Origin of the sequence: Roseovarius lutimaris (genome assembly GCF_900115165.1) — a bacterium.
Taxonomy (GTDB): Bacteria; Pseudomonadota; Alphaproteobacteria; order Rhodobacterales; family Rhodobacteraceae; genus Roseovarius; species Roseovarius lutimaris.
Genome location: NZ_FOVP01000005.1, coordinates 62,692 through 79,351, shown reverse-complemented (window position 1 = coordinate 79,351; position 16,660 = coordinate 62,692). Strand labels below are relative to the sequence as shown.

Annotated in this window: 15 protein-coding genes; 8 read left to right on the top strand and 7 right to left on the bottom strand. The window is 60.9% G+C overall.

Annotation, left to right across the window (positions count from 1 at the left end):
- Positions 1 to 12: 12 nt before the first annotated feature.
- Both gcvH and gcvP read left to right on the top strand, forming a co-directional pair.
- Entirely contained in the window at positions 13 to 372 is a 360-nt protein-coding gene (gene gcvH / locus BMZ91_RS05725) for a glycine cleavage system protein GcvH (RefSeq protein WP_092835672.1), read from the top strand.
- A 116-nt stretch (positions 373 to 488) separates the two neighbouring features.
- Positions 489 to 3,338, top strand: coding sequence for an aminomethyl-transferring glycine dehydrogenase (gcvP, locus tag BMZ91_RS05720; RefSeq protein WP_092835670.1), 2,850 nt, complete (start codon positions 489 to 491; stop codon positions 3,336 to 3,338).
- Positions 3,339 to 3,609: 271 nt separating this feature from the next.
- Here the strand turns inward: gcvP and BMZ91_RS05715 are convergent, their stop codons facing one another.
- From BMZ91_RS05715 to BMZ91_RS05700, 4 genes are all read right to left on the bottom strand, one after another.
- On the bottom strand, positions 3,610 to 5,394 hold the full coding sequence (locus tag BMZ91_RS05715; RefSeq protein WP_092835668.1) for a bifunctional helix-turn-helix transcriptional regulator/alpha/beta hydrolase: 1,785 nt from the start codon (positions 5,392 to 5,394) through the stop codon (positions 3,610 to 3,612).
- Between the two features lie 85 nt (positions 5,395 to 5,479).
- Complete coding sequence (locus BMZ91_RS05710) at positions 5,480 to 6,355, bottom strand: inositol monophosphatase family protein (protein WP_092835666.1); 876 nt, start codon at positions 6,353 to 6,355, stop codon at positions 5,480 to 5,482.
- 60 nt (positions 6,356 to 6,415) lie between these two features.
- A complete protein-coding gene (locus tag BMZ91_RS05705; RefSeq protein ID WP_092835664.1) occupies positions 6,416 to 8,935 on the bottom strand; it encodes an ABC transporter permease in 2,520 nt (839 codons plus the stop codon).
- Positions 8,932 to 9,609 carry an ABC transporter ATP-binding protein gene (locus BMZ91_RS05700; RefSeq protein WP_092835662.1) on the bottom strand — a complete coding sequence of 226 codons (678 nt, stop codon included), beginning with the start codon at positions 9,607 to 9,609 and terminating at the stop codon, positions 8,932 to 8,934. Before BMZ91_RS05700 ends, BMZ91_RS05705 begins: the two co-directional genes overlap by 4 nt.
- Before the next feature lie 52 nt (positions 9,610 to 9,661).
- Here BMZ91_RS05700 and BMZ91_RS05695 point away from each other — a divergent pair, with 52 nt between their 5' ends.
- Entirely contained in the window at positions 9,662 to 10,285 is a 624-nt protein-coding gene (locus BMZ91_RS05695; RefSeq protein WP_245736217.1) for an arylesterase, read from the top strand.
- Between the two features lie 45 nt (positions 10,286 to 10,330).
- On the opposite strand, the gene BMZ91_RS05690 is transcribed toward BMZ91_RS05695, so the two are convergent.
- The 3 genes from BMZ91_RS05690 to BMZ91_RS05680 all read right to left on the bottom strand — a co-directional run bounded on the left by BMZ91_RS05690 (position 10,331) and on the right by BMZ91_RS05680 (position 12,950).
- Complete coding sequence (locus BMZ91_RS05690) at positions 10,331 to 10,537, bottom strand: cold-shock protein (protein ID WP_092835658.1); 207 nt, start codon at positions 10,535 to 10,537, stop codon at positions 10,331 to 10,333.
- Between the two features lie 278 nt (positions 10,538 to 10,815).
- Positions 10,816 to 11,382 (bottom strand): L,D-transpeptidase, encoded by a 567-nt coding sequence (locus BMZ91_RS05685; RefSeq protein ID WP_177193796.1) that lies wholly within the window; start codon positions 11,380 to 11,382, stop codon positions 10,816 to 10,818.
- A 314-nt stretch (positions 11,383 to 11,696) separates the two neighbouring features.
- Positions 11,697 to 12,950, bottom strand: a complete 1,254-nt coding sequence (locus BMZ91_RS05680) for a multidrug effflux MFS transporter (RefSeq protein WP_245736216.1) — start codon at positions 12,948 to 12,950, stop codon at positions 11,697 to 11,699.
- Between the two features lie 133 nt (positions 12,951 to 13,083).
- Between BMZ91_RS05680 and BMZ91_RS05675 the strand changes: the two genes are divergently transcribed.
- The 5 genes from BMZ91_RS05675 (at position 13,084) to BMZ91_RS05660 (ending at position 16,374) form a co-directional block, all read left to right on the top strand.
- Positions 13,084 to 14,616 (top strand): acyl-CoA carboxylase subunit beta, encoded by a 1,533-nt coding sequence (locus BMZ91_RS05675; protein ID WP_092835656.1) that lies wholly within the window; start codon positions 13,084 to 13,086, stop codon positions 14,614 to 14,616.
- 78 nt (positions 14,617 to 14,694) lie between these two features.
- A complete protein-coding gene (locus BMZ91_RS05670) occupies positions 14,695 to 15,033 on the top strand; it encodes a hypothetical protein (protein ID WP_092835654.1) in 339 nt (112 codons plus the stop codon).
- Entirely contained in the window at positions 15,030 to 15,422 is a 393-nt protein-coding gene (locus BMZ91_RS05665; protein ID WP_092835652.1) for a DUF6497 family protein, read from the top strand. The genes BMZ91_RS05670 and BMZ91_RS05665 overlap by 4 nt, the downstream gene beginning before the upstream one ends.
- A gap of 223 nt (positions 15,423 to 15,645) precedes the next feature.
- Positions 15,646 to 15,789 carry a hypothetical protein gene (locus tag BMZ91_RS21380; protein ID WP_170925183.1) on the top strand — a complete coding sequence of 48 codons (144 nt, stop codon included), beginning with the start codon at positions 15,646 to 15,648 and terminating at the stop codon, positions 15,787 to 15,789.
- A gap of 222 nt (positions 15,790 to 16,011) precedes the next feature.
- Positions 16,012 to 16,374 (top strand): hypothetical protein, encoded by a 363-nt coding sequence (locus tag BMZ91_RS05660; RefSeq protein WP_092835650.1) that lies wholly within the window; start codon positions 16,012 to 16,014, stop codon positions 16,372 to 16,374.
- The last annotated feature ends 286 nt before the right edge of the window (positions 16,375 to 16,660 follow it).

The window sequence follows — 16,660 nt, the reverse complement described above, 5'->3', positions numbered from 1 at the left end:
AGGGAGAAAAGCATGAAATTTACCGAAGAACACGAATGGCTGCGCGTCGAAGACGACCTTGTTGTGGTCGGGATCACCGAACATGCCAGCGAACAGCTTGGCGACGTGGTGTTTGTCGAACTGCCCGAAGTCGGCACGCAGGTCACCAAGGATGACGAAGTTGTCGTCATCGAAAGCGTCAAGGCCGCAAGCGATATTCTGGCGCCGATTGATGGCGAGATCGTCGAGGTCAACGAGGTGCTGGTCGATGCGCCCGGCAAGGTCAATGACGACGCGACCGGCGATGGCTGGTTCTTCAAGATCAAGCCAAGCGATCTGGGCCAGATGGACGAGTACATGGATGAGACCGCCTATCAGGATTACATCAGCTAGCACCTGATCGCGCGGTGCGGGACGCGCGCCGCGCGGGAGTATTTTTGGAAAGATGAAAGCCGGGACGCTGGACCATGACGGTCCGGCCTCCCGTGTCCGTCAGAGGGAGATCTGGGATGCCTTTCAAGCCAACAGACTATTTGCCGTATGATTTTGCCAACCGGCGCCATATCGGCCCGTCGCCCAGGGAAATGGGTGAAATGCTGGAGCGTCTTGACGTGCCCAGCCTTGAGGTGCTGATTGACGAAACCGTGCCCAGGTCGATCCGGCAGGAGGCACCGCTCAACTTTGGCAAGCCCAAATCCGAAAGCGAGTTGCTGCACCACATGTGGCAGACCGCCTCAAAAAACAAGGTTCTGACCTCGCTGATCGGGCAGGGCTATCACGGAACGGTCACGCCGCCCGCAATTCAGCGCAATATTTTTGAAAACCCCGCCTGGTATACGGCCTATACTCCCTATCAGCCGGAGATCAGCCAGGGGCGGCTTGAGGCCTTGCTGAACTTTCAGACCATGGTCAGCGATCTGACCGGGCTTGAGATTGCCAATGCCTCGCTTCTGGACGAGGCGACGGCGGCGGCCGAGGCGATGACGATGGCGCAGCGCGTGGCCAAATCCAAGGCGCGCGCGTTTTTCGTCGATGAAAACTGTCACCCGCAGAATATCGCGGTGATGCAGACCCGCGCAGCGCCGCTTGATATCGAGGTGATCGTTGGCGCGCCCGATGATCTTGAGGCCGACAAGGTCTTTGGCGCGATTTTCCAATATCCCGGCACCCATGGTGCCCTGCGCGATTTCACCCCCGAGATCGAGGCGCTTCATGCGCAAAATGCCATCGGGATTGTGATTGCCGACCCGCTGGCGTTGACCATTTTGAAAGAGCCGGGCGCGATGGGCGCCGATATCGCCGTCGGCAGCACGCAACGCTTTGGTGTACCGGTCGGCTATGGTGGGCCGCATGCCGCCTATATGGCCACCAAGGATGCCTATAAACGCGCGATTCCCGGGCGGATTGTCGGCGTGTCGATCGACAGCCACGGCAACCGCGCCTATCGGCTTAGCCTGCAAACCCGTGAACAGCATATCCGCCGCGAGAAGGCCACCAGCAACGTCTGCACTGCGCAGGCGCTTTTGGCGGTCATGGCGTCGATGTATGCGGTGTTTCACGGCCCCAAGGGCCTGCGCGCGATTGCCGAGCGCATTCACCGCAAAACGGTGCGTCTGGCCAAGGGGCTTGAGGCGGCGGGGTTCAAGGTGGAACCGGCGGCGTTCTTTGACACGATCACGGTCGATGTCGGTCTGTTGCAACGCGGTGTTTTGCAATCGGCAGTGCGCGAGGGGATAAACCTGCGCCGTGTCGGCGAGACCAAGATCGGAATCACCCTTGACGAGCGCACCCGCCCCGCCACCATCGAGGCGGTCTGGCGCGCCTTTGGCATCATCATGGAGGATGCCGATTTCACCCCCGATTACCGCGTCCCCGAGGCGCTGCACCGGCAGACGGATTACCTTGATCATCCGATTTTCCACATGAACCGGGCCGAGACCGAGATGATGCGCTATATGCGTCGGCTTGCGGATCGCGACCTTGCGCTTGATCGCGCGATGATCCCGCTTGGCAGTTGCACGATGAAGCTTAACTCGGCCGCCGAGATGATGCCGGTCAGCTGGCGGGAATTTGCCCTGTTGCACCCGTTTGTGCCGCAAGATCAGGCGCTTGGCTATAAGGAGATGATCGACGACCTGAGTGCTAAGCTTTGCGATATCACCGGCTATGCGGCGATCTCGATGCAGCCCAATTCCGGCGCGCAGGGCGAATATGCCGGTCTGTTGAGTATCTCTGCCTATCACCGTGCGCAGGGCCAGGGGCATCGTAAGGTCTGTCTTATCCCGGTCAGCGCACATGGCACAAACCCGGCCAGCGCGCATATGGTCGGCTGGGATGTGGTGGTGGTCAAATCCGCTGCAAATGGCGATATTGATGTCGATGATTTCCGCGCCAAGGCCGAGAAACACGGCGATAACCTTGCCGGTTGCATGATCACCTATCCAAGCACCCATGGTGTGTTCGAGGAAACCGTAAAAGAGGTTTGCGAGATTACCCATCGTCTTGGCGGGCAGGTCTATATCGACGGCGCCAATATGAACGCCATGGTCGGGCTAAGCCGCCCCGGTGACCTTGGCGGCGATGTCAGCCACCTCAACCTGCACAAGACGTTTTGCATCCCGCATGGCGGCGGTGGGCCGGGCATGGGGCCGATCGGGGTGAAAGAGCACCTTGTGCCGCATCTTCCGGGTCATCCCGAAACGGGCGGCGAACAAGGCCCGGTGAGTGCGGCGCCCTATGGCTCGCCGTCGCTCTTGCCGATTTCATGGGCCTATTGCCTGATGATGGGGGGCGCAGGCCTTACCCAGGCGACGCGGGTCGCGATCCTCAATGCCAACTATATCGCCAAGCGGCTCGAAGGCGCCTATGACGTGCTCTACAAGGGCCCGACCGGCCGGGTGGCGCATGAATGCATTCTCGACACGCGCCCCTTCGAGAAGAGTGCGGGCGTCACTGTGGACGATATCGCCAAGCGCCTGATGGATTGCGGCTTTCACGCGCCCACAATGAGCTTTCCGGTCCCCGGTACGCTGATGGTGGAGCCGACGGAAAGCGAGACCAAGGCCGAGCTTGACCGCTTTTGCGACGCGATGCTGGCGATCCGCGAGGAAATCCGCGACATCGAAGAAGGCCGGATTGATGCGGAGAACAACCCGCTCAAGAATGCCCCGCACACGATGGAAGATCTGGTGCGCGACTGGGATCGGCCCTATAGCCGCGAACAGGGCTGTTTCCCGCCGGGGGCGTTTAGGGTCGATAAATACTGGCCGCCAGTGAACCGGGTGGACAATGTGTACGGCGACCGGCACCTGATCTGTACCTGCCCGCCGCTTGAGGATTATGCCGAGGCGGCCGAATAACTCGGTCCTCGGGACAAAACGCGACTTGCGGCCGCGGGGATCCCTCGCGGTCGTGTCATTCAGGGGCAGATGTAGAGACGAAAAAGGCGACCCTTGCGGGTCGCCTTCACTCGTAATGGAAAACTCTTAAAAAAAACAGAAATCGACCCAATACACGGTCAATTTCAAGCAGGGCCGGGTGCGCCATCACGTCAATCCAGTCCACTCACGTGTGATCACGGTAGCGTGAAAAAGGTGATTCTGTCATACCCCATATAGGGTAAAATCCGGATTATTCGGAGAGCAGGGGCGTCAGGCGATCAAGAACGTCGCGCCAGCGCCGGAAAAACGCCAGTTGCCCGGCATCCTCGAACAGGTGGAATTCGATCCAAGCGTAATCGCGGGTGAAGTCGTGATAGGTTGCCAGCGGCACCTGCGGGTCTTGCGCGCCGTTCATCAGGATCACCGGAAGCTGACCGCGCAATGCGTCGATATCGCCACTCCAATCGGCGAGTTGGCCCGAGACAAGCTGTTGTGAGAACGGTTCATGCGCGCAGTGCTGATCAGACAGGCAAATATCTGATCCGGTGACGATCGCTTCGAACACTTCGGCATTTTCAAAGGTGGCAATATCCGCGGCCGAATTGGCGAACACGGCGTGGACAAAACCGCGCTTGCCAATTTTGCGCGCCAGAAGAAACCCGGACTTGACCATGAAGGGCAACAAATGTGGGGTGTATTTCGCGCCTGCCAGAATGAAGCGGTGCCATTTGTCCATGCGCTCGTACTGTTCGCGCCGCGTGAGCGGCAGCATGCCGGAGCAGGCGATGATCCCGCTGAACATCGTGGGGTGCTGACGGGCCAGCCTGACGGCGTAATAGACATCGCCACTCAGGCTTATGATCGGGCAGCGGGTAACATGTTCGGCCCTTAAGAGCTGCGCCGTGTCGGCAACAAAGGTGGCGTCGTAATCGGTTTTGGGCCGCACCATATCCGATGCGCCATAGCCCGCGCGCACCGGCACGATAATGCGCAGACCGCGCCTTTTGGCCTCGGCCTCGGCAGAGGCGGGCCAGCGTACAAACCCAAAATCCATTGGCAGATAGAGCACCGGCGTTCCGGTCGGATCGCCAAGCAAAAGGTAATCGAACCGCCGCCCGTCTGCCGTGATAATTGATTTGAAATCAAGCTCTTGCAAGGTGCCATGGCCGCCACTGACCACGCGCGGCCCGGGGATGGATGCGAGGGCCAGATTGGTCATGTCCATAACCGAGAGCGCCAGGCGCACCAGTTCCAACTGAGAGTGGGTTTCGGTTTTGGTGAGGATTGATTTGATCTGGGCGCGGATTGTGTCAACTGAGCGGCTGCGCTGTGTGGCGATCTCGTTGACAGAGCGGCAATCGACAAGGTGGCGCACAATCTCGGCCTCGGCGCCGCTCAGACTGAACGCACTGCGCAGGATGTCGCAAAAGCCCTCGGGCCAGGCGACCTCGTTTGACGCGGCAATCACAAGCGCCGTGCCATCCGGCGCCAGGTGACGTTGCAGACGCAGGACGATCAGATGCCCTTCGACGCGCGATCGCACCCGCAACACGGCGCTGTCCTTTTGGCCATCATGGATCAGCAGGCGCACGGTGGCGGCAACGGCCTCGATGTCATCGGCATTGATCGGCAGATCACCAAGCCGCGCCTTGGCGGGCAGGTTCAACCGGGTACGGGCCGCCTCATTTGCGGCACGAATGCGATTCTCGTCGTCAAACACAAGTGCCGCCACCCTGTCGAAGGGGGCAAGGATGGCGTCAATCTCATCGGGGGTTTCGGTTACGGCGATCCGATCCAGAAATTCCCCGGCACGGCGGAAATGGCTGGCGATCTGTGGGTCATCAAGCAGGCGTGGCGCGGCGAAATCGGCGCGTGCGCGCAGCGGGCTGATCGCACTTTCCCAATGATCCAGAAGCGCCTCGTATCGGGCCGGATCAAGCGCGACATCGTAAAGACAGTCAATCGCCTCGTCCCTGTCCTTGTCGGAAAGGGTGGGGAAATCGGTATCATCCGCCTGTCGTCGGTTGGAAACCATGTTTGGGCCTGTCTGAGGTCAATCTGGAATGATTTTACCAGATGTCAGCCGGACATGTCGATATTATGACAGCGATGAGGCAGTTTTATTCTGACCCATCGCCCAAGGAACCGGCAAAGTGATCGCGCAGGCGGGTCCAGCTGTCCTGATTTGCCGCGCAAAGCAGAACGCCGTCGCTGATCTCTGTATTATAGGCGCGCCCGTCCAGCATCATGGCAATCCCACCCGCCTGTTGGCAGGCGATGACGCCAGCCGCATGATCCCAGGGGTTGAGCATGCCCGACATCACGAAATCCACCGCCCCCTGTGCCAGCATACGGTATTCATGGCATGAACAGCGCAGCGCCGTCACCCGCGCGAGGCCGGCCAGACGCGGCGCCAAAAGCTCTTGCTGCTCCTGTGCCATCAACGAAAAATGCATATACCCTTGTAGGTCGGATAGCGCCCCCCCCGAGGAAACCTTTGTCGGGCGCTCAGAGCCAAGGGCGGCGCCAAGACGGGTTGGCGTCGCCTCATCCGCGATGATCCAGTCATCGGCGACAGGATCATAGAGCAGGCCAAGCACCGGCCGACCAAAGCGTGTCACGGCGATGATCACCCCAAACAGCGGCAGGCCATGCGCGAAATTCCAGGTCCCATCCACAGGGTCGATGATAATCGCCAGCTCCGCGCCAGATATATCCTCGCGCAGCGACGGCTTGGCGGTCACCGCCTCTTCGCCGACGATAAGGGCGTGCGGAAACATCCGCTGCAAGCCGCGGGCAAGCATCGCCTCGGCTTGGTGGTCTGCCTCGGTCACAAGGTCATGCGGGCCCGATTTGGTGGTGATATCGCCCTGCGCCAGATTGCGGAACCGCGGCATGATCTCGGCGCGCGCGGCGCGACGCACCAGATTGATAAGCGCGGTCTGCTGGGCCGATGTCATTGGCGAGGTAAGCGGGATGGGCAGCGAATCTGTCATGGTGTCTCCTGTCACGGGGGCCTTATGTCTGCCACTGTGCCTGCCGGGTTTCAATGCGGCTTACTCGCGCGCGCGCAGGGTTTGCGCCGGTCGCGCGGTCAATGGCCCAAGCGCGAACCCGAACCCCGCCAGAAGGGTCACAAGTGCGCCGCCAAGGATGATCAGAATGGCCGAGGGCCAGATCACCGCAAAGCTGGTTTCCATCACAAAATGGCTCACGGCCCAGCCCCCGGCAAGCCCCGCGCCAAGCGCCACAAGGCCCGCCGCCGCGCCAAGAATGGCGGCGCGCAACACGAGGCTTGTTAAAATCCGGCCCCGCGTGGCACCAAGCGTCTTGAGGATAGCGGCCTCATAGGTGCGTGCGCGCTGATCGGCGGCGGCGGCACCAATCAGCACCAGAAACCCGGTCAATAGCGTCACCGACGCCCCCCAGGATGTGGCCGAGGCCAGCCCGGCCAATAGCTCTGACACCTGTGCAATCGCATCGCGCACCCGGATCGCGGTGACATTGGGAAAGCGGTCGTTGATATCGTTGAGGATCGCCGCCTCGGCCGCTTCCTCGGCATAGACGGTGGCGATGAAGCTATGCGGCGCACCGGCCAGGGCCGAGGGGTTCATCAGCATCACAAACCCCATGCCTGCGGTCGAAAAATCAACCTCGCGGAATGAGGTGATCGGCGCGGTGATGTCGCGCCCCAGAATGTTGAGGGTGATCAGATCGCCCAGTTCAAGGCCGATTTCCTCCGCTTCCTCGGCGGCAAAGCTAAGCTGTGGCGTGCCGGTATAATCCTCGCCCCACCATGTGCCGGCGGTCAGCCTGGTGCGCGCGGGCAGGGTGTCGGCGTAGCTAATCGCGCGATCGCCCTCGACCACCCAATGACCGGGCGCGACCTCGGTTGCGGGGCGGTCATTGATGCGGCTGATGATCCCGCGCAGCATCGGTGCGCTGTCGATCCGGCTCACGGCGGGGTCATTTTCCAGCCGTTCCAGAAAGCCGGGCATCTGGTCTTTTTGCATATCGACAAAGAAATAGGACGGCGCGCGCTCCGGCAGGTCGGCGGCAATCGCGCGGCGCAGGTTGCCGTCAATCTGCCCCACAGCGGCCAGAACGCTCAGACCGAGACCAAGCGACAGCATCACCGGCCCCGCCGTTGTGCCCGGTCCACCGATGGCGGCAAGCGCCCAGCTGAGCGCCGGGCGGCGGCGCAGGCGCGGGCGGATCATGCGCGCGGCGCGTTGCACCAGCCAGGCGGCGACGGCCAATGCGGCCAATGCTCCACCGATGCCACCTGCCGTCCAGAGGGTCAGGCGCAGATTGCCGGAAAACAGGATGGCCGCCCCCAGAAGCGCCGCGACAAGCAGCGCCGTGGCGAGCAGATAGGGCCAGCCTGGCCAGCGGCTTGATCCCGAAACCGCATCGCGAAACAGGGCGGCGGCGCGCACATCGCGGGCCCGCGCCAGCGGCCAGAGGGTAAAGATAAGCACGCTCAGGGTGCTGTAAAGCGCGGCCTCGGCCATCGGGCGGGGATAGGGCGCAAAGACCGCCGGCACCGGAAGGCTATCGGCAAAAATCGGTGCCAGAGCGATCGGCACGCCCACGCCAAGAGCGATCCCGAGCGCAATCCCGACAAGCGCCAGAACGCCCACCTGAATGAAATAGGTCTGAAAGATCGTCCGCTGATCCGCGCCAAGCGTGCGCAGGGTGGCGATGACCCGAGTCTTGCCCGCCAGATAGGACCGCAGGGCCGATGAAATCCCGACACCGCCCACCGCCAGCCCCGAAAGCCCGACCAGCACCAGGAACGCGCCCAAGCGTTCGACAAACTGGGCGACGCGCGGCGTGCCGTTGCGCGCATCAAGCCAGCGAAAGCCGCTGCCGGCGAGGCCGACCCTGGCGTTTTCCTCGGCCGCCGTTAGGTCTTTGCCATCGGGCAGATCAAGCCGGTACTTGGTCTTGAATAGCGATCCGGGCGTCAAAAGGCCCGATTTTTCAAGCGCCGTCGTCGCCACGATGGTGCGCGGGCCAAGGCCAAAACCGGCGCGCGACTGATCGGGTTCCCGCACCAGTTCGGCCATCAGGCGAAATTCCTGCGTGCCAAGGCGAAATCTGTCGCCGATGGCAAGGTCAAGCCGCTGGATCAACAGCGCATGCATCACGGCACCGGGCAGGCCATCGCTGCCGGCAAGGGCCACCTCAAGCGGCATCTCGGGCAGCAATTCGATGCTGCCGACAAGCGGATAGGCCCCGTCGACCGCCTTGACCTGGGTCAGTTCGCGCGCGCCTTCGGGGTTCACCGCAAGCGAGCGGAAATCGGCAACCTCCGAACTGCGCAGAGCGTTTTCATCAATCCAGTCGCGCTCGGCACGAGTCGCAAAGCGATAGGTCAGCTCAAGCTCGGCGTCGCCGCCCAGAAGCGCCGCGCCTTGCGACACCAGCCCGGCCTTGATGCTTTCGCGGATCGTGCCGACGGCGGCAATCGCGGCCACGCCAAGGATCACGCAGGCCAGAAAGATGCGAAACCCCCGCAAACCGCCGCGCAACTCGCGCCGGGCCAGCTTTGCCGCGACTCCAAGGCTCATGCGGGCACCTCGATGCGGCCATCGCGCAGGGCGATCACCCGATCACAGCGCGCCGCAAGCTCCGGGTCGTGGGTGACAAGAACAAGCGTGGCATCATGGCGGTCGCGCAGATTAAACAGCAGGTCGATGATCGCCGCGCCGGTGCTGCTATCAAGGTTGCCGGTGGGTTCATCGGCCAGAATGATCGCCGGGCGCGGCGCGGCGGCGCGGGCAAGCGCCACGCGCTGTTGCTCGCCCCCTGAAAGCTGTGATGGGTAATGCCCGGCGCGCGCGCCAAGCCCGACCGCCTCAAGTTCCTGAGCGGCGCGTTTGCGCGCATCGGGCTGATTGGCAAGTTCGAGCGGGGTGGCGACATTTTCGATCGCGGTCATCGTCGGGATCAGGTGAAAGGATTGAAACACGATGCCGAAATTGTCGCGGCGCAGGCGCGCAAGCTGATCCTCGTTCATCGCCGAGAGGTCATGATCAAGCGCCATGACCTTGCCGGATGTGGCGCGCTCCAGCCCGCCCATCAGCATCAAGAGCGAAGACTTGCCAGAGCCCGACGGCCCAACCAGCCCGACCGTTTCGCCCCGGTGGACATCCAGCGAAATCCCGTGGAGTATCTGGACAAGACCGGCGTTTCCCTCAAGCGAAAGCGTGGCGTCGGTAAGCGATAAAATCGGAGAGGTCATGCGGGTGCGCCTGATAGGAAAAGATGTTGTGACATATGGGGCCTGCCGGGCCATGGGCAAGGCAATAGCGGCCTTTCTTCTGCTTGTCAGCCCCGCCTGGGCCGGGCCGGTCACTGTGCTCGCCTTGGGCGATAGCCTGACCCAGGGATATGGGCTTGTTCAGGATCAGGGATTTGTGCCGCAGATGCAGAAATGGCTTGACGATCAGGGGATTGAGGCGCGCCTTGTCAATGGCGGTGTGTCGGGTGACACCACCGCAGGTGGCGCGGCGCGCGTCGAGTGGAGCCTGACGCCAGAGGTCGAGGCGATGATTGTCACGCTTGGCGGCAATGATTTGCTTCGCGGGTTTGATCCGGGCGTGAGCCGCGGGAATATCGAGAAAATTCTCAAGGTGGCCGAGGCCAAAGAGATCGAAGTCCTGCTTGTCGGGATGAAAGCGCCGGGCAATTACGGGGCCGGGTACAAGGCCGATTTCGACGCGATCTATCCAGAACTGTCAGAGGCCTATGGCACGCTTTACGTGGGCAATTTCTTTGCCGGTCTGGGCGAGGGCTCGCCTGCCGATCTTCAGGCCTATTTTCAACCCGATGGTATTCACCCCAATGCCGACGGGGTGGGGCGGATCGTAGAGGCGCTTGGCCCCAGGGTGATTGAGTTGATCAACGCCACAAAATGAAAAGGGCCCACGCGGGGCCCAGATCGCAACGCAGGATCGCGCGCCTTATGCGAGAGAGATATTTGTCGCCGATTCGCGACCGTCACGGCCCGCTTCGACGTCGAATGTCACTTTCTGGTCGTCGGCCAGACCGGTGAGGCCTGCGCGCTCGACAGCCGAAATATGAACGAATACATCCTTGCCGCCGCCATCGGGCGCAATAAAGCCAAACCCTTTGGTTGCGTTAAACCATTTTACGGTGCCACTCGCCATTGTGTGGTCTCCTTCTCAGTTTTCGCTGCCCGCGTTGGTGCGGCAGCCCGGCAAAGTCGTGCAAGATCGAGTGACTGAGCCGTTGATAGGAGCAGGTGGTCGATAGCTGTAACGTCGCAGTCAAAAATATGAGTGCAGATTTAAAAAAAATCAAGCCACAAGAATCGAGGCGCGGATTGGCGCATCAAGCCAGAGATTTCGCGCGTTTATTGCTGTTTAATGCGAAACCGCCGGTCCTGCGATGGCAGAACCGGCGGGCAACCTTGGTATGATCTGACTTAGAGAACCGTGACAACCGTGCCGGTCGGCACCCGCTCGTAAAGGTCCTGAACATGCGCGTTGATCATCCGAATGCAGCCATTCGAGACCGAGCGCCCGATCGAGCTAGGCTGGTTCGTGCCATGGATCCGATAATAGGTGTCACGCCCGTTCTGGAACAGGTAAAGCGCGCGCGATCCAAGCGGGTTGCCCTTGCCGCCCGGCTGAACATAGTCGTTGCCCTTGAAGCGCCCATAGGCACCGGGATCGCGTTCGATCATCTCATTTGTAGGGCGCCAGGTGGGCCATTCCTTTTTCACGGCAATCGTGGCGGTGCCGGTGAATTCAAGCCCGGCCTTGCCCACGCCAACGCCGTAACGACGCGCGACGCCCGGTGCGGTCACGAAGTAAAGAAAGTGCGCGCGCGGCAGGATGATAAGCTGGCCGGGTTGATATTTGGGGTCAAAGGCCACCTCTTGCGGGGCGTACCTTGGATCAAGCTCGAAGGCGCTTGCCATGGCAGGCACAAGCGCGGGGATGGCTGTGGCAGCAAGGCCGGTGGCCAGAAATTTGCGGCGGTCGATCATTGGTCATCTCCTGAAATACGCGTCGCAGTATACAATAGCCCCGGAAAGTTACGACACTCAAAACCCGGTGATTTGATCACCTTTTGCGTAACTGTGGCGATGGGGCCGCGATTTTGGCGATCTTTAGATCGCCGCCCAATCGGTAAAGGTAAACGTCAGGGCGATTTCAGGCGCAGGCGGCCTGGTTTTGGCATCCGTCTCGGGGCGGGTCGGGGTCATTCAGGCCTCCTTTTGGTTGGTTCTTCCCCACGTGGGGGCGCATTGCGCAAAAACCAGAGAAGGTCGAATAATCGTGAGTGGATGTGAGTGAGCCTTCAGGACAGGCCAAGCCGACGTTCGCGCCGCATCACCAACAGGATTGTCACGATGGCGGCAAGCCCGGTGATGAGCATGATCCAGAGCAAGGTGAACGCCCCGTTCTCAGGGGTCAGAAGCAATCCCGCAAGCGCCGATAGCGCCGCCCCAAGCCCGATCATCAACGCCCCGGCCAGACCGCTCGCGGTGCCGGCAAGCTCGGGGCGCACAGACAGGGCGCCCGCCGTGGCGTTGGGGATGACCATGCCATTGCCCAATCCCATCAGCGTCATTAGCCCGAAAAACGTGACCGCCGTGCCAAGGTCGAGGTAAAACAGCGACAGGTTCACGGCGATTCCGATCGCGTTGGCCAATGTGCCCCAGAACACCATTCGGTTGACGCCAAGCCGGGTGGAAAAGCGCCCCGAGGCGAAATTCCCCAGGAAATAGCCGATTGCCGGGGCGCCAAAAAACAGGCCAAGCTGCGCGGGGGGCAGGCCAAAGACCTCTGCTCCGACAAAGGGTGCGCCGCCGAGATAGGCAAAGAACGATCCTGATGAAAACCCCGACGCCAGGGCATAGCCCCAAAAGCGCCGTGAGGTCAGAAGTTCGGGGTATTCGCGAAACTGCTGGCCAAGCGTGCGCCCGCTCAGGGGGGCCGTCTCGCCAAGATCGGACCAGGAAAGCCAGAGGATCAGCGCACCAAGCGCGAACAACGCCCAGAAATTGGCCTGCCAGCCAAACAGATCATCCAGCACCCCGCCAAAGGCCGGGCCAATCATCGGCACCACGGCCATGCCCATGGTGACATAGCCGATCATGCTCGCGGCGCGGTCCTGTGGGACCATGTCGCGCACGATGGCACGGCTTAGAACCATGGCCACGACCACGCTGGCCTGAAACATGCGAAAGGTCAGGAAAACATAGACGTTGGGCGCAAAGATACAGCCAAGCGTGGCGATCAGAAACAGGCCTAGCCCGCCGATAATCACCGGCCGTCGCCCCCAGCGATCCGAAATCGGCCCCATCAGCAATTGCAGCCCGGCATTGACCCCGAGATACAGCGCAACAGACAGTTGGATCAGCCGGTATTCGGTGTCAAACCACTCGGTCATGCCCGGCAGGCTTGGCAGGAAAATATTCATCGCCAAGGCAGAAAGCCCTGCCAGCAGGATCAACGTGATTATATGCGGTGGTGTTGAGCGGTCCAGAAACCGGACCTTGTTTTCCCGGTTCATGCAAATGGCGTAAAAGGCGCGCGCGGGGAAGTCCATGGCGCCCGCCATATATTCGCAAATTTACAGGTTTGCAATTCTAGGTTTTCATATCTTTGCAAATTTGCGGGATTCTGCTTTGTGCTCGCGCCTAAAATCCCTATGCTATGCGCAATATTGCAAGGGGAGTGCCATGAAAGACATCCTTCAGGAATTGGAAGGCCGCCGCGCCGAAGCCCGTCAGGGCGGTGGACAGCGCCGGATCGACGCACAGCATGCCAAGGGCAAGCTGACAGCACGCGAACGTATCGAGCTTTTGCTGGACGACGCCAGCTTTGAAGAGTTCGACATGTTCAAGGCGCATCGCTGTACCGATTTCGGCATGGAACAGGATCGGCCTTATGGCGACGGTGTTGTCACCGGCTGGGGCACGATCAATGGCCGGATGGTCTATGTGTTCAGCCAGGACTTTACCGTGTTTGGCGGCTCACTGTCCGAAACCCACGCCGAAAAGATCTGCAAGATCATGGATATGGCGATGCAGAACGGCGCGCCGGTGATCGGGATCAACGATTCCGGCGGTGCGCGCATTCAGGAGGGGGTCGCCAGCCTTGCCGGCTATGCCGAGGTGTTTCAGCGCAATATCATGGCCAGCGGCGTCATCCCGCAGATCAGCCTGATCATGGGTCCCTGCGCCGGGGGGGCGGTCTATTCGCCCGCGATGACCGATTTCATCTTCATGGTGCGCGACAGTTCCTACATGTTCGTGACCGGGCCCGATGTGGTCAAGACGGTCACCAACGAGGTGGTCACCGCCGAAGAGCTTGGCGGCGCCAGCACCCATACCCGCAAATCAAGTGTCGCCGATGGCGCGTTTGAAAACGATGTCGAGGCCTTGGCTGAAGTGCGCCGTCTGGTGGATTTCCTGCCGCTCAATAACCGAGAAAAGCCGCCCGTGCGTCCGTTCTTTGACCAACCGGGGCGCGTCGAGAATAGCCTTGATACGCTGATCCCCGACAATGCCAACTCTCCCTATGATATGAAGGAATTAATCCATAAAATCGCCGATGAGGCTGATTTTTATGAGATTCAGGCCGAATTTGCCAAGAATATCATCACCGGGTTTATCCGTCTGGAAGGTCAGACTGTCGGGGTTGTCGCCAACCAGCCGATGGTTCTTGCGGGATGTCTTGATATCGACAGCTCGCGCAAGGCGGCGCGCTTTGTGCGGTTTTGTGATGCGTTCGAAATTCCGATCCTGACGCTGGTCGATGTGCCGGGCTTTCTGCCGGGAACAGGCCAGGAATTCGGCGGCGTGATCAAACATGGTGCGAAGCTCTTGTTCGCTTACGGCGAGGCGACGGTGCCGAAGGTGACAGTGATCACCCGCAAGGCCTATGGTGGCGCCTATGACGTGATGGCGTCCAAGCACCTGCGCGGCGATTTCAACTATGCCTGGCCCACGGCGGAGATCGCAGTGATGGGGGCCAAGGGGGCGACCGAGATCATCCATCGCGGTGATCTCAAGGATGCCGAGAAGATCGCGGCCCATACCAGGGATTACGAGGATCGCTTCGCCAATCCGTTCGTCGCCGCCGAACGCGGATTCATCGACGAGGTGATTCAGCCGCGCAGCACGCGGATGCGGGTGAGCCGGGCGTTTGCATCCCTGCGCAACAAGAAGCTGACCAACCCTTGGAAAAAGCACGACAATATTCCGCTTTGAGGGAAGGGCGACTTGGGGGCCAGCCCCCAAACCCCCGGGATATTTAGGGCCAGAAGAAATAGGGGAAGTGGACAGGGCATGGGCCGGGATCGCTGGCATGAGATCGAGGAGGAGGGCGGCGCGCTTGTGGTGGCGCGGCGCTGGCCTGTTCGCTTTGATCTGGCGGTTGCGACTCGGCTTCCAAAGGGTGGGCGACGCTATCTTGCGCATCTGATCCGCCAGGATATGTGGCGCGCGTTGCAGACCCTGCGCGGATTTATACCGGCGGTGCGGGTGACGCGCTCTTACGGCGGCCTTGAGGTTGTTGCCGGTGGCGAGGTTCAGGGCCGGTTTGACCGGGCCGATGCCGAGGCAAGGATCGCGGCGGTGCTTGAGGATCCGGCCAATCGTGCGCGCTGGATGCGGAGGGCGAGATGAGGATCGCGGGGCTGATTGTGACACTCTGCCTTGCGCAACAGGCAGCGGCGGCGCAGGAGGAGACGCTGCTGCTGCCTTCGGGACTTGAGGCGCGGCTTCTGGAGGTGCTGACGGATCGGCCGGGCGGAGGGCTTACGTATCGGTTTCGCTTTGTTGCAGAAGGGTTTACGGGCGGCGAGGCCGCGCTGGAGATGGTCATGGGGGATATGGATTACTTGTGTCAGACCTACGCCGTGACGCGGCTTCCGGGCATCGGTCCAATACCGAACCGGATTGTTATATCACTGGCCGACCGGCCGTCAGAATTCGGGGCGTTCGACCCCGAGGTGACACAGGTTTTCGAGGCTTATAGCGTGCAGGACGGGGTCTGCATCTGGGAGATGTTTTAATGCAAACACAAGATGTTGAGAGACGCAGTTCACGTGGGGGGCGGAATGAGGCTTTGGCGTCACATGAGCGGGTGTTCGCCACTGGCGCGTATTCATTTTCCCGAAATTCGGCTATGATGAGGGCTGGTTACACCAGAGTAACCTTAACCTCGCCATTCGGGCGGTCAGGGGGATGTGTCCCTGTGGCCTCCGTTTATGCAGACAAGAGAGACAGGAGAAATACATGTCGAACAGCATCAAGAGCGTTCTCGCAATTGGCCTTGTGGCCTTTGTCGCAGCTTGCGCACAGCCCGCACAGGAAGAATTCGTCGTTGTCGAGCCCGAGCCGATTTCGACCGAGCCGGTTATCACCGGTAAGTACAAGTAACCTTTTCAAGGTTGAACAGGGACAGGCGGCACCGCCTGTCCCGCTTTTGGCGCGATGCGTCAAAGCTCGCGATTTGCGCTATCGTGTAGCGGCAAGCTGCGGCTATCACCATATTTTTAGGTCTTTTCAGCCTTTTTCCGGGCCCTGCGCTCTATTGTCAGCCGTGATGCGGGCGGCCTCGGGAATGTCCGCCCCCGTCTCTGTCGGATCAGGGGGGGTGTCATGATCAAACACCGCGGGTTCCCCGGGCGTCTTCCGGGCACGGATTTCCAGTTTGTCATTCGCCGCGCCAATCCCAGGGGCGCCACACCGCTGACCGAGCGCGAGCGATTTCGTGATCGCAGGCCCGCAGACCGGCGTGCCGATGTCGGCTTCTTGCGTGCGCTCTGGGAGCATTTCGGCGATCAGCCGTTTGAGCGTGGCAATCTTGATGCCGGGCGTCTGGCGTGGTTGTTCGGACGTGAGGTGAAGCCCTTTGAAGAGGGCTTTGACCCTGAAAGCTATGACGCCTTGCTGGTGATTGATCTGGCCGTTGCGCGGTCGTCTTTTCCCGAAGTGTTCAGCGACCGGGAGGCTGAGGGATGACGCGGGTCGGCATGAACTTGCCAGTCGGTTGTGAAAACACGCGGAATACAGCCGATGCGGTTGTCCCGCGTGATTTCGGCTTGGCCGCAGCCTGCGATATCGGCAGTATGAAGCAGGTGATGGAAGCCCTTCCCCAAGGGGCGTTGACCAAACGTCTGATCCGTTACCCTTCCCCTTACGGGCGGCGCTGTGCTGGTTGGCATAGACCGCCCGTTTTTTCTTTGAAACACCGGCTTTACGGATCTCGGCGGCGGTTTGCCGATCGGCATTATGTCGGGCGTGGCGG

Bases quoted from the DNA above. Each gene is read 5' to 3' on its own strand.
- gcvH (WP_092835672.1), top strand. From the start codon at position 13: ATGAAATTTACCGAAGAACACGAATGGCTGCGCGTCGAAGACGACCTT.
- gcvP (WP_092835670.1), top strand. From the start codon at position 489: ATGCCTTTCAAGCCAACAGACTATTTGCCGTATGATTTTGCCAACCGG.
- BMZ91_RS05715 (WP_092835668.1), bottom strand. From the start codon at position 5,394: ATGGTTTCCAACCGACGACAGGCGGATGATACCGATTTCCCCACCCTT.
- BMZ91_RS05710 (WP_092835666.1), bottom strand. From the start codon at position 6,355: ATGACAGATTCGCTGCCCATCCCGCTTACCTCGCCAATGACATCGGCC.
- BMZ91_RS05705 (WP_092835664.1), bottom strand. From the start codon at position 8,935: ATGAGCCTTGGAGTCGCGGCAAAGCTGGCCCGGCGCGAGTTGCGCGGC.
- BMZ91_RS05700 (WP_092835662.1), bottom strand. From the start codon at position 9,609: ATGACCTCTCCGATTTTATCGCTTACCGACGCCACGCTTTCGCTTGAG.
- BMZ91_RS05695 (WP_245736217.1), top strand. From the start codon at position 9,662: ATGGGCAAGGCAATAGCGGCCTTTCTTCTGCTTGTCAGCCCCGCCTGG.
- BMZ91_RS05690 (WP_092835658.1), bottom strand. From the start codon at position 10,537: ATGGCGAGTGGCACCGTAAAATGGTTTAACGCAACCAAAGGGTTTGGC.
- BMZ91_RS05685 (WP_177193796.1), bottom strand. From the start codon at position 11,382: ATGATCGACCGCCGCAAATTTCTGGCCACCGGCCTTGCTGCCACAGCC.
- BMZ91_RS05680 (WP_245736216.1), bottom strand. From the start codon at position 12,950: ATGGACTTCCCCGCGCGCGCCTTTTACGCCATTTGCATGAACCGGGAA.
- BMZ91_RS05675 (WP_092835656.1), top strand. From the start codon at position 13,084: ATGAAAGACATCCTTCAGGAATTGGAAGGCCGCCGCGCCGAAGCCCGT.
- BMZ91_RS05670 (WP_092835654.1), top strand. From the start codon at position 14,695: ATGGGCCGGGATCGCTGGCATGAGATCGAGGAGGAGGGCGGCGCGCTT.
- BMZ91_RS05665 (WP_092835652.1), top strand. From the start codon at position 15,030: ATGAGGATCGCGGGGCTGATTGTGACACTCTGCCTTGCGCAACAGGCA.
- BMZ91_RS21380 (WP_170925183.1), top strand. From the start codon at position 15,646: ATGTCGAACAGCATCAAGAGCGTTCTCGCAATTGGCCTTGTGGCCTTT.
- BMZ91_RS05660 (WP_092835650.1), top strand. From the start codon at position 16,012: ATGATCAAACACCGCGGGTTCCCCGGGCGTCTTCCGGGCACGGATTTC.